The organism is Streptococcus halitosis, from assembly GCF_023147855.1.
Classification (GTDB): Bacteria; Bacillota; Bacilli; order Lactobacillales; family Streptococcaceae; genus Streptococcus; species Streptococcus halitosis_B.
The window spans coordinates 69,140-82,206 of record NZ_JAHXOP010000003.1 but is presented as its reverse complement, the minus strand read 5'-3'; the positions used below and the strand labels follow the sequence as shown (position 1 = coordinate 82,206).

The window sequence follows — 13,067 nt, the reverse complement described above, 5'->3', positions numbered from 1 at the left end:
GAAAGGAGACTATGATGTCCTGGTCATTTGATAATACAAAACCCATTTATTTACAGATTATGGAAAAAATTAAACTACAGATTGTTTCCCATAAACTGGAACCCAACCAACAGCTCCCTACCGTAAGAGAACTGGCGAGCGAGGCTGGGGTCAATCCCAATACCATTCAGCGCGCCTTGTCTGACCTTGAACGCGAAGGATTCGTTTATAGCAAACGAACAACTGGTCGTTTTGTCACCGAGGATTTGGACCTCATCGTTCAGTCCCGCAAACAACTTTCCGAGGAGCAACTGCAACACTTCGTCTCTTGCATGCTTCAATTTGGCTACAAAAAAGAAGAACTGCCAAATGTATTAAGCGACTATATTAAAGGAGTTTAAGACTATGACACTACTAGCACTTGAAAATGTATCAAAATCATATGGAGCAACTGCGGCACTTGACAATATCTCGCTAGAGATTTCAGCTGGAAAGATTGTTGGGCTCCTCGGGCCAAACGGTTCTGGGAAAACAACCTTGATCAAACTGATTAATGGTCTTCTTCAGCCAGACAAAGGACGTGTCCTCATTAACGGACAGGATCCAAGTCCTGCTACCAAGGCGATCGTCTCCTATCTACCAGACACAACCTATCTCAATGAACAGATGAAGGTCAAGGAAGCCCTAACCTACTTCAAGACCTTCTATCAGGATTTCAATCTTGAACGCGCCCAACATCTGCTTGCAGACCTTGGCATTGATGAAAATAGTCGCTTAAAGAAATTATCAAAAGGAAACAAGGAGAAGGTCCAACTAATCCTCGTTATGAGCCGTGAAGCCCGCCTCTACGTTCTCGACGAACCAATCGGAGGTGTGGATCCAGCTGCTCGTGATTATATCCTCAATACCATCATCAACAACTATTCCCCGACTTCTACGGTCCTGATTTCAACCCACTTGATTTCAGATATTGAGCCAATCTTGGATGAGATTATCTTCCTCAAAGATGGAAAAGTCGTTCGTCAAGGAAATGTAGATGATATTCGCTACGAGTCAGGTGAATCCATTGACCAGCTCTTCCGTCAGGAATTTAAAGCCTAAGCAAAGGAGATTATTATGTTTTGGAATCTAGTTCGTTATGAATTTAAGAATGTCAATAAATGGTATTTAGCGCTCTATGGAGCTGTGCTTGCAATTTCAGTTTTGATTGGAGCTTTTCTTGGTAGCCTTAGCCAGAGTTACAATTCTAACAATGCTGTTTATTTCATCTTCTTTTTAGTACTAGTCTTTGGAGGACTCAGCGTCACTCTTTGGATTGCAACAATCTTTTTAATCATCCGAAGATTCAAGGGGAGTGTTTATGACCGCCAAGGGTACTTGACCCTGACCTTGCCTGTCTCTGAGCACCAAATCATCATCGCAAAACTCTTAGGAGGTCTTGTCTGGTCCATCTTAAGCTATATCGTCTTTATCTTGAGTGTACTGATTATCTTCTTTTTAACACCAATAGAAAAAGACTTCACTGTTCTCTATAACTTCATTTCCCCTTACCTCAGCTACGGCTGGCTATATGCCCTATCACTATTTGTCGGTTCGATCACATGGATTTTATCCATTTACCTCTCCATCTCAATCGGGCAACTCTTTAATGAGTATCGAACAGCTATGGGGATTCTAGCCTATATCGTCATTGCCATCGTCATTGGTTATGTTTCTCTCTTTTTCCGAATTGAAAATAACTTTAACATGATGATTGGTACAGAAATCTTACGCGATCTCTTTTTATCGGCTATCTACTATCTCGGTACCTACTATATCTTGAAAAATAAGGTTAATTTGCAATAAGTTAAAGGTCTAGCGACTCTATCTCGCTAGACTTTTTTAGATATTTTTGCATGAAGAAGTGAATAAAAAGGAGTATAATAACTTCAAAACTGATTACATGTATATTGATACGGAGGCCAACTCTTTATGCTGAGAAGATTTGTTGCTAAGAAACACCTCTTACTTTACTTCTTTTCTATTGCCATTACTTGGCTGGAAGCGATTATCACGCCAGCCCTTGTTCAGAATATTGTTGCTAGTTTTACCAATCAAGAACTAGGCCTTCTTTGGAAAGTTTTGATTCTAGGAATCCTTGGTAACCTCATCCTCTTACTAGGCTTAGCTGGGAAACGCTATTACTACGCTCGTTTGATTACTGACTTCAAATATGGAATTAAGAGCGCTATTTTCAAGCGATTTTTAAACAGTTATGAGATTGATGAAAAGGATATTTTGTCCGACCTAGAAAACGACGTCAAGCAACTAGAAGAAAGCTATATTGAACCAACGGTTATCATTATTTCTTCTCTTGGTTTCACCACTGTGTCCATTCTCTATGCCCTATGGACCAATTTTTACCTAGGCTTGATTTTTATCCTCTTCTACTCCTTTCCTGTCCTCTGCAGTGCTATCGGATCCAAGCGTTTGGACTCACTTTCTGAAAAGCGGTCAACTGTTAACCAGAGCTACTTATCAAGCTTGACAAATTTTATTGGCGGTAGCCAACAAATTCGCCATTATCAGGGACAAGACTTCTTTTTTGCTCGCTACCAAAAGCAATTACAAACCAGTCTGGATGCCGAAATCAACTATGAAAAGCAACGAACTTTAAACAGTCTCTTGATCAATAGCATCGATGCCTTTTGTTCCGTCACACCAATCGTCATCGGTGGCTTTATGACCTACTATAATTATTTAGATGCGGCGAGTTTTGTGGCTATCTATCTGGTTTCCCATAATATCGGCTATCAATTCCAAGAGTTGGCTTACTTTGCCAACACCCGAAAAGCGACTCGAACTCTTCTCAACAAATACCAAAAACTTTTGGACCAGTCTGACTCCAACTTGCCTAGAAGCATAGAAAACATTTTCCCTATCCAGCTTAACACCATCTCCCTAAAAAAAGAGGAGAATATTCTCCTAGCCCCGATTTCCACGCACATCAAGCAAGGAGAAAAAATTGCCATTATCGGTGAAAGCGGTTCTGGAAAAACGACCTTACTCAATATCATTCATGGAGAGCTGTCTCCGACCAGTGGACAGATTAGCTTTGCTGGTCAGAACCTGTCACGTCAAGAAATCACGGGTATTAGTTCCTATATCCTCCAAGATAGCCATTACTTTGACACGCTCTCTCTGGAAGACAATATCCTTCTAGGACTGGATAAAAATCCAGAGACTTTAAATCATATCCTCAAAAAAACAGGATTAGAACATTTGAAAAATCGAACCCTCAGCAACGACAGTCTGTCTGGTGGCGAGAAACAACGCCTAGAAATCGCCCGCGCCCTCTACCATGATAGCCAACTCATCTTAGCAGATGAGATTAAAGCCAATCTTGACTTGGAAAGTAGCAGAAAGATCAGTGACTTACTCTTTTCCCTACCACAGACAGTCATTGAAGTCATTCACCACTACACAGAGGAGGACTTAAAACACTACGACCAAGTCATTCACTTAAGCAGAGAAAAGTAGTATTCTACAACATAGCAAAAAATGCAGAGCCTCGGGCAAATGCCCGAGGCTCTGCATTTTCAAACTTGGTTATGCTTGCAAGAACTACATGGCTTCAGAAGAATGATTAGCCTTGTCACTTTCAGATCCAATTGTTTCATTCCATTTAACATTATGATGCGTGTCACGATATTTTTTTGGCGTAATACCAACAACTTCTTTAAACTGTTGAATAAAATGACTTTGAGATGAAAATGATAAATGATTAGCAATTTCAATCATTGAATAATCACTAAATTTCAATAAGTCTTTTGCAACTTCTATTTTTTTGTTTTTAACATAAGTGCTTACTGATACACCAACTTCTTTCTTGAATAAGCGTGACAAATAGCTTGCTGAAATACCAAATTCGCTTGCCAACTGTTCAACCGTAATGCGTTCTTTCACGTGGCAATAGATATAATTCTTACACTCTGAAACGTGTTTTGAAATAACATCTTTTTGAATTTCACGTCGCATACGTTCCGTATAATCAATAACCATCTCATCATGCAATTTTTGGACTTCTTGTGCCGTGTGAAGGCCATCTAGTTTTTGAATATAAAAGTCACTAAGTCTAAAAGCTTGTTCTAGTTCCATACCATTTTGACCACACATGCGGGTAATCATAGCTGTCGTAATGACAAAATGATATTTCAAATTAGTAATGGGATTACGTGACAAAGTTCCCACACCATCTTCTGATACAAAACGTTCTTGTTCACAATTTTTGCGGACCGCTTCAACATCTCCCGTAGCTACTGCTTGATAGAACAAAAACTCCTCAGTCAAGGGACGATGTTCCACATCATCCAAATTATCACTAATCGCTAAAAGTCTCCATTCATTCTTATAATTCATTTCCAATCCTCTTTTTTGTAAACGATCACTACTTTCTTTTCATTTTACCATATTCTTGCAGATTTGGTAAAAACAAAGTGGAAAAAATGGAAGTGAGACAAAATAAAGTCTCCAACGGAGACTTTATTGCTAAACATAACTCTTAAATATAAAGAAGATTATTCATCATAGCTAATCCAGTCATAATAACCATACAAAGGTGTTTGACCATCATATGAATCAAGCCAATCATCAACACCTATACCCGGCCAAACATTCATCATGATTTTTCCCGGCGTGCTTGGAAGATTTTCAGTTACTGTATGAACAACTTTACCATCCACATACCAAGTGATGTGATCTTCATGCCATTCAAATCCATAAGTATGCCATTCTTCTGATGCATCGAAGCCTAGGTCATAAAGGAATTCATGATTGCCAACACCATCTGTAAAATAGTTGAATTGAACTTTTGTCGTATCTTTTCCAAGAAACTCAATATCAATTTCATCCCATTTTGTCCCATCCGTTGGACCTGTGTAGGTGAAAAATGATGTCACAACGCCTGTATTTTTAATGGCTTTCATGCGAACTTGATAAAGACCATAATGGAAATACTCTCTTGTACGCCACTCGCCACCAGTGTAACCGTCAGCGTCACGATCAATTTTCAAACTTAGACCTTCACCATCAAAATTAACATTATCAGGCTGCCAGATACAATCAAACATATCGCCATTTGCCCCTGTCCGTAATTCCATATAAGAGGCATCGTAACTTTCAAAACTTGTCTTAAAATGTGCTTGTTCGTTTATCTTCATGTTCTTACCATTTACACTTTCTTGACATTATAGTTTACCTTTTTTAAAGTGCAGCACTAAGAAACCAAGAATGGCTATAAAGACTCCTGAAATCGTCAATAATTTGCTTGGACGTTGATTAGTTTTTGGTAGAGTTGTAAACGCCTTGCCTTCAGGATTTGCTTTTGCTACTGGTTGAGTTACATTTTTTACAGTTACTTGTTTTTCTTTGGTAGAGCCTTTTGAGTTGTTATCCAAAACCAGAGTTTGTTTTTCACTCTTAGGGGCAGTTGAGTCCTTAGTAGGTGTTACACCTTCAGCTCCTTTAGCAGTAGTTGAAGTATTCCCTGTAGCATCACCTGTTGCTTCAGATTTAGAACTAGATCTCGTATTGCTTTGATGTTGGGCAACTTGATTACTATAAGAAATCCAATCATAATAAGCAACAAGCGGTATTTGACCGTCATATGGTGCCAACCAATCGTCAACACCAATTCCTGGCCAAGCATTCATCATGATTTTACCTGGTGTCACTGGGAGATTTTCAGTTGCTGTATAGACTGCAATACCGTCAACATACCAAGTAATATGATCAGGTTGCCAATCAAATCCATACTCATGATAACCTTCTGATGCATCAAAGCCTAAATCATAAATGTATTCATGCCCACCTACACCATTAGTATAGTAGTTGAATTGAACTTTTGTTGTATCTTTTCCGAGAAATTCAATATCGATTTCATCCCAAGGATTGTTGTCACTTGGTCCAGTATAAGTGAAAAATGATGATACAACACCTGGGTTTCTAATTGGCTGCATGCGAACAGAATACATACCATAACCAAAGAACTCGCGTGTACGCCACTCAGCACCATTATAACGATACTCATCAGTTGTATTTTGATCAATGGTCAATGTCAATGTACCATTGTTTACAACCGTATTTTTCGGTACCCAACGGCAATCAAACGGTTTGCCATTGAACCAGTCAGAACGTTCCATTGTCGTATCATCATAAGTATTAAAATCTTCATGATAATCGCCTGTGTGTGTGGCTTGTGTTCCTGCTTGGCTGTTATCTTTGGTAGTTGTTGTGACAGTCTCTTGATTATTTGTAGAAGCCAAGCTTAAGTTGTTCTGATTTTGCACACCTGCATCAGAACTTTCTACCTGATTTGTAATCTCCCGATTTGATGAACCAGTCACTGTTTGAATAGTGTTACTTTGGTCATTTGTAGAAAGATTTACTGTCTCATTAGTAAGGCCATTAGTGTCTGTGGTTTGTGTATTCGTTGCAACCGAAACATTGTCGGGCGTTGAAATATTAGCTACTTCATCTGCTGATACTAAACCAGCTCCAACTTGTAAACTGTACAAAGCAGTTGCGTAGCAAATATACTTTACTACATCTTTCTTAGTCATGAAATCTCCTTTTTCTCTTATAAACCTATTCCTTAACACCACCGAGTGTAACACCGGCAATAATGTATTTTGAAAGGAAAAGATAGACGATAATAATTGGCACAATAGCCACTAAAATCATTGTGTAAATTTTACCCATATCAAAGTTCATGTAGTCTGCACCACGCAATGTTGCAATCAAAATGGGCACGGTCATCTTGCTCTTAGTTTGGATAACCAAGGCTGGAATGAAGTAGTTATTCCAAGAACCAACAAAAGTAAAGATCGCTTGAACCGCAACAGCAGGTTTCATAATTGGAAGAACAATTGTGTTGAATGTTCTAAATTCATTTGACCCATCAATACGAGCAGCTTCTACCAATGAAATTGGCAATGATGATTTCAAGTAACTATACATGAAATAAAATACCGCTGGTGAAGCAACTGATGGAATAATCAATGGTAGCCAACTATCATACATTCCCATATTAGTGATTAAACGCAAGAAACCCATTGAAGTAACTTGTGTTGGCATAACCAAAATCGCCAAAATGAAAGTAAAGGCAACTTTTTTTAACTTAAAGTCATAAACATACAACCCATAAGCAGTCAAAGCTGAGAAATAAGTACAGATAGCAGCTGTCAAACCTGAAATAATCAAGCTGTTCAAAATCCCTTGAAGCATCGGGAAGCTACCATCATTAGCTACCTTACTCAAATTATCAAATAAGGAGCCACCAGGTAGTGCTGAGAAACCTTTTTGCAACTCAGCATGCGAGTGTGTCGCATTTATAATCAGGATATAGAAGAAGAATAGGCACATGAATGATAAGGTAATTAACACAAAATGTGCCACAATAACACGTAATCTATTTATTGCTTTTGTTGACATTATTTCGCCTTTCTACCTTTGTATTTCAATTGGTGTTTGGTCGTTTTAATTTCATTGTTAGTCATTCGATAGACAAACCAACAGAGAATAGCACTAACCACAAAGAGGTAAACTGATAGTGCACCTGACATGCCGTAGTTCTTGCTCTTCAAGTGATTGTTCAAGAACATAATTAAGGTTGTTGATGTACGGTCTGGAGAACCTTGTCCATTAGTCAAGATTTGTGGAACATCGAACATTTGCAAACCACCGATAATTGACGTAATCAAGGTATAAGCCAAAATAGGTCGAATCATTGGCAAAGTGATATAGAAGAAACGTTGACGGCTGTTACAACCATCAATTTCAGCGGCTTCAAAAATATCTGGGCTAATTCCCATGATAGCTGCCATCAACATGATTGTGGTATTACCAAACCACATTAAGAAGTTCATCACACCAACCAATGAACGTGTTCCAAGAGCAGATGCCATGAAATCAATTGGTTCTTTAATCCAACCAAGTGATTCTAAGATAGAATTGATAGGACCATTTGTTGAAAAGAGCGTGAAGAATAACATGGCAAAAGCTGATGCCATAATCAAGTTTGGCAAGTAAATGACAACTTTGAAGAATTGGCGTCCACGAATTTTAAGTCTTGCATCAACAAACCAGTTGGCAAGTAGCAAGGCAATAACAATCTGTGGAATAAAACCAATCAACCACATAATCATGGTATTTGCCGCATATTTCAACATATCTGAATTCAGTAAGCTTGCGTAGTTTTTTAGCCCAACAAAATTAGGCCCAATCTCTGTCATCCCTGAACGATAATATTCAAAGAAACTATACCGAATGGTATCTACCAAAGGTATAAAAGAGAAAATGAAGAAAATTAGGAAGAAGGGAAGGATGAAAATATATCCCCATTTCCCATAATCTATACGCTTGCGTCTTTTTTTCATCTTTATCACTCCTCCAAAATACGAGGAGCAAGTTAAAATACCTTTCATCTGGAATCGATTTTCTAACTCGCCCCCGTAAGGTCTACCAAAATTCTAAAATCCCAATTAAACGCCCAAATATTTTTTAAATATATTTGAGTTTAGGATAACTAGTCAACTAATTAGTCTGGCCATTTAACATCTGTAATTTCTGGATAACGTTCTTTAATAGCTGATTCAAAGTTTGATTTAGCTTTGTTGTAACTTACTTTACCTTGTAGGTAATCATTAAAGGTATTTTGAATCAATTCAACACAACCTTGGTCATATGATGACAATGGTGCAATCTTAATGTTTTCTGCAACTGGTGCATAATATGAATAAGCATTTTCGCCACCAAGGAAGTCTGATTTGAAACTATCATCTTTAGCTGCTGCTTCCATACCAGATTTAGTATTTGTGAAGTCTTGGTAATCTTTAGATATCTTCAAGAGGTTATCTTTATCAGCTGTCAAAGATTTGATGATTTCTTTAACATGTTTAGGGTTATCAGTACCTTCGGCTCCATGGATGTAGGAACCTCCCCAGTTGTATTCTTGTGGTGGATTAGTAACTGCCCATTCACCATCAGCGCCATCCCAGTTAGATTTCAAAGTAAAGTCAATACCCCAAGCTGGGAACAAGAATGCAAAGACTTTAGATTGAGAACCCATAGCTTTGTTCCAGTCATCTGTCCACTGGCCTTTAACCGTTTTATTGAAGTAACCAGCATCAAGCCATTCTTTAGAATCTTTAACCCAGTTCATGATTTGAGGATCTACACTAACAGTTGTTGAACCTTTTTCGACCCAAGGCTTAGAAATACTGTTACCATACAAACGGAATGTATCAGCATATGATGCAAATGTGTAGTAACCTTTATTAAGAAGTTCTTGCGATGTTGCTTTCATAGTATCCCAGTTTTTAACTTTTTCACCAACTACTGTTGGGTCATCAGTACCAAAGACATCTTTCGCAATATCACGACGATAGATTAGAACACCTGGAGTCGTTTGCCAAGTTGAACCACGTTGAACACCATCTTCATCAGAAGCTGTTTCTTTAGTGAAATCATATTGGTCAACTAAATCTTCCTTAGGATCAATTCCTAAATCTTTCAAAGGCATTGCAACGTTTGCTTTTTTAGAAGTATATTTTGTCACGTAGTCAGTTTCTGACAAGAAGATATCAACCTTATCATCAGCAGAAGCCGAGTTTTGTTTTTCAAGCGCTTCGTCCAATTTTTGTTGGTAAACACCATCTTGGTTTGGATTAATAATCCAGTGGATTTCACTACCGTCTTTTAGTTTAGTAACTGTTCCATCTTTAGAAGTTGATTCAACTTCTGGATAAACAGCTTCCACACGTTGACGAAATTCATCATTCCAGGAGTAAATGTTGATGACTTTACCTTCTTCACCTGAAGCTGATGTGCTTGATTTAGAAGAGCAACCAACCATTGTCCCTGCTGCAAGAGCAATCGTTATAAAAACGCTTACTTTTTTGTTCATAATCCTTCTCCTTTTTTGAGGTTTTCCCTCATGTTTTTTTGTAATTACATTATAACCGCGAACAAAGCAGTTTTGTCTGGTATTGAGTTTTCCCTCATGTTTTTTTGTAATTACATTATAACGCTAATTCAAGAAGTGTTATATTATAATATTTCAAAAAATATCAGTTTTATGACCTTGTTTAAAAAATTTTATAAAAGATCACGCTTTTCTAATCTTTTTAATAGGTAAACTCTTTTATCCAAAATGCCATTCCCCCTATAATATCAGGACTTATAGCTATTCTTCTACCCTCATATACCATGGTTCACTAATAAAGTACCGTATGTAAAAAGTTTGACACTCCTTAAGTTAATGTCATAATCATGATATTTTTCTCTTCTTTTTTATTTTCTCTAAAGCTGATTTCTACTAAAATATGGGATAGAAGATAAAGGAGATAACTATGAAGCCATTAACTTTTACTAATAACAAGGGGGATTTCAAACTTTCCCAAATAGGAAATATCAGCTCTTTGTACTTTCCACTTGCATCAGAAGTTGGATTAAAGAGTGCGGTCACACCTAACTTAGGTGGTGATTCAAAAATCAATCAAGAAACTTTCCTATTAGAACCTGTCAGTGTGGATGATCTCCATAACAACCGTTCAACTCGAAATTTCTGGGTTCGTGATGACAAAGGAAATGTTTATTCTGCAACAGGTGCTTCTGCCTACCAAGAAACCCTACGTTTTTCAAATCAAGAAGAAGAAAATACTGTAGAAGCTGGCTTTATGTGGCATAACATTGAACGTAAAGCAGCTAATCTACCTTTGAAATCTACAATTACGTCATTTGTTCCACACGATGAAAATGTTGAAGTCATGCTCGTGACACTTGAAAATTTATCTGATACCGAACAAACCTTAACAGCTTACGGAGCTGTCCCAATTTTTGGACGTAGCGCTGATAATATCCGTGATCACCGAAATGTAACTTCTATGCTTCACCGTATCAAAACTACAGATGCAGGTGTTTTAGTTTGTCCAACAATGTCATTTGATGAACGCGGTCACCAACTCAACCATCAAATTTACTACGTACTTGGCTTTGATAACAATGGAAAAACACCTGAAACATTCTATCCAACAGTAGAAATGTTCATCGGTGAAGGAGGAACATTTACTCATCCGGTTGCCATTTATAAAGAAACTAGCGGTGTAGCAAGCAATAGCCGCATTGATGGACGCGAAGCAATGGGTGCTTTCAAATTTGAAACATTCACCCTAGCTGCTGGTCAAAGCAAAACTTTCATCCTATTAATGGGAATCAATGAAAATCAAGAACACATCCAAGCAGTCGCTCAAAAATATAAAAATCTTGCAACTGTCGAAAAATCATTGGAAGAAACGAAAGACTACTGGCAAGAAAAAGTTGGGGTTGATTTCAAAACAGGCGATAGCGACTTCGATGGTTATATGAAATGGGTTTGTTTCCAACCATTCCTACGTCGTCTCTTTGGTTGTTCATTCCTTCCACACCATGACTATGGACGTGGCGGACGTGGATGGCGTGACCTTTGGCAAGACTGCTTGTCACTACTTCTAATGGAACCTAAAACAGTTGGTGATATGATTGTCAACAACTATAAAGGAGTTCGTCTTGACGGTACCAATGCCACAATCATTGGTGAAGGTGATGGTAATTTCCTCGCTGACCGTAACGGCATCACACGTGTCTGGATGGACCATGCACTTTGGCCTTTAATGACAACAAAACTTTATATTGACCAGACTGGTGATATCGATATCCTAACTAAAGAAATTTCTTACTTTAAAGACCCTCACGTCAAACGTGGTACTGAAATCGACCAAGACTGGAACGATGCCTACGGAAACGAACAACGTACTTCTGATGGCGCTATCTACACTGGTAGTATCCTAGAACACTTGTTAATTCAACATTTGACAGGATTCTATGAAGTCGGTAAGCACAACATCTATCGTCTTCGTGGGGCTGACTGGAATGACGCCCTTGATATGGCTGATGAAAATGGAGAAAGTGTTGCCTTTACCGCTGCTTACTCGGGTAACTTGATGGAATTAGCAAGCCTTGTTCGCCTCCTAAAAAGCGAAACAAATACAGAATATGTCGAAATTCTTGAAGAAATCGGACTCTTGCTCAAAAAAGACTCTGATATCTATGATAATATCGAGCGTAAGCACCAAATTCTTGATACCTACACTAGTCAATGCCTTCACAATGTGAAAGGACGCAAAATCAGAATTTCACTTTCTGAACTTGCTCTTAACCTCATTCAAAAAGCATCTTGGTTACGTCAACATCTTCAACAACAAGAATGGCTAGACTTTAACGATCAGGAAGGTGGCTACAATAGCTACTACGACAACAGCGGCAAACCAACTGATGGCTTCTACAATGACTGTATACACATGATGTTGACCGGTCAAGTCTTCCCTATCATGAACTACGTCGCTACGGATGAACAAATCCGTAAAATTACTGCTAGTGCTGACCATTACCTCTACCGTCCAGAAATCGGTGGTTACCGCCTCAATACAGATTTCAAAGAAATCAAAACAGACCTTGGACGTATGTTTGGTTTTGCCTACGGCGAAAAAGAAAACGGTGCCGTCTTCTCTCACATGACTGTTATGTATGCTAATGCGCTTTACCGTCGTGGATTTGCCAAAGAAGGTTGGAAAGCACTTAAGACACTATCTGATACAGCACTAAACTTTGAAACAAGTCGCATCTATCCTGGAATTCCTGAATACTTCCGTGCAGATGGTCGAGGAGTTTATCACTACCTAACTGGAGCTGCAAGCTGGTACATGTTGACAATGGTTACTGAATCATTCGGAGTTCACGGCAAAGCTGGTGATCTTGTCCTTTATCCAAAACTTCTTTCAGAACAATTTGACGGAAAAGGACGTGCAAGCATCACAACACAATTTGCCGATAAAACATTCCAAATCCACTATGATAACCCAAATCAAAAAGATTTTGGAAAATATATTATCAAAAAAGCCACCTGTGATAACAAAGAAATCGACATTACAGATGATGCTTTTGCCTTTATCACAAAAGCTGACCTTGCTAACCTAGACGACGAGGTTCATGAAATTATAATCACACTAGATTAA

Annotated in this window: 11 protein-coding genes; 5 read left to right on the top strand and 6 right to left on the bottom strand. The window is 38.4% G+C overall.

The features are described from left to right. The first annotated feature begins 14 nt into the window (after positions 1 to 14). The 4 genes from KZX55_RS06545 (at position 15) to gggC (ending at position 3,498) form a co-directional block, all read left to right on the top strand. Positions 15 to 380 (top strand): GntR family transcriptional regulator, encoded by a 366-nt coding sequence (locus KZX55_RS06545; RefSeq protein ID WP_000119124.1) that lies wholly within the window; start codon positions 15 to 17, stop codon positions 378 to 380. 4 nt (positions 381 to 384) lie between these two features. Then, positions 385 to 1,080 carry an ABC transporter ATP-binding protein gene (locus tag KZX55_RS06540; RefSeq protein ID WP_000173183.1) on the top strand — a complete coding sequence of 232 codons (696 nt, stop codon included), beginning with the start codon at positions 385 to 387 and terminating at the stop codon, positions 1,078 to 1,080. A 15-nt stretch (positions 1,081 to 1,095) separates the two neighbouring features. Beyond that, entirely contained in the window at positions 1,096 to 1,824 is a 729-nt protein-coding gene (locus KZX55_RS06535; RefSeq protein ID WP_049537143.1) for an ABC transporter permease, read from the top strand. A 126-nt stretch (positions 1,825 to 1,950) separates the two neighbouring features. Beyond that, positions 1,951 to 3,498 (top strand): streptosactin export ABC transporter GggC, encoded by a 1,548-nt coding sequence (gene gggC / locus KZX55_RS06530; RefSeq protein ID WP_248025821.1) that lies wholly within the window; start codon positions 1,951 to 1,953, stop codon positions 3,496 to 3,498. Positions 3,499 to 3,582: 84 nt separating this feature from the next. Here gggC and KZX55_RS06525 read toward each other — a convergent pair whose 3' ends face one another. The 6 genes from KZX55_RS06525 to KZX55_RS06500 form a co-directional block, all read right to left on the bottom strand. Beyond that, positions 3,583 to 4,377 (bottom strand): helix-turn-helix domain-containing protein, encoded by a 795-nt coding sequence (locus KZX55_RS06525; protein ID WP_084853272.1) that lies wholly within the window; start codon positions 4,375 to 4,377, stop codon positions 3,583 to 3,585. Between the two features lie 158 nt (positions 4,378 to 4,535). Continuing rightward, a complete protein-coding gene (gene bglS / locus KZX55_RS06520; protein ID WP_084853271.1) occupies positions 4,536 to 5,177 on the bottom strand; it encodes a beta-glucanase in 642 nt (213 codons plus the stop codon). A gap of 27 nt (positions 5,178 to 5,204) precedes the next feature. Next, the gene (bglS, locus tag KZX55_RS06515; RefSeq protein WP_248025817.1) at positions 5,205 to 6,578 is read right to left on the bottom strand and encodes a beta-glucanase; all 1,374 of its coding nucleotides are present in this window, start codon (positions 6,576 to 6,578) and stop codon (positions 5,205 to 5,207) included. Positions 6,579 to 6,603: 25 nt separating this feature from the next. Beyond that, positions 6,604 to 7,449, bottom strand: coding sequence for a carbohydrate ABC transporter permease (locus tag KZX55_RS06510; protein ID WP_084853269.1), 846 nt, complete (start codon positions 7,447 to 7,449; stop codon positions 6,604 to 6,606). Next, positions 7,449 to 8,393: a carbohydrate ABC transporter permease gene (locus tag KZX55_RS06505; RefSeq protein ID WP_084933165.1), complete on the bottom strand. Its 945-nt coding sequence runs from the start codon at positions 8,391 to 8,393 to the stop codon at positions 7,449 to 7,451. Before KZX55_RS06505 ends, KZX55_RS06510 begins: the two co-directional genes overlap by 1 nt. 161 nt (positions 8,394 to 8,554) lie before the next feature. Beyond that, positions 8,555 to 9,922, bottom strand: a complete 1,368-nt coding sequence (locus KZX55_RS06500; protein WP_084853267.1) for an ABC transporter substrate-binding protein — start codon at positions 9,920 to 9,922, stop codon at positions 8,555 to 8,557. A 445-nt stretch (positions 9,923 to 10,367) separates the two neighbouring features. On the opposite strand from KZX55_RS06500, the gene KZX55_RS06495 reads away from it, so the two are divergent. After that, complete coding sequence (locus KZX55_RS06495) at positions 10,368 to 13,067, top strand: GH36-type glycosyl hydrolase domain-containing protein (RefSeq protein WP_248025816.1); 2,700 nt, start codon at positions 10,368 to 10,370, stop codon at positions 13,065 to 13,067.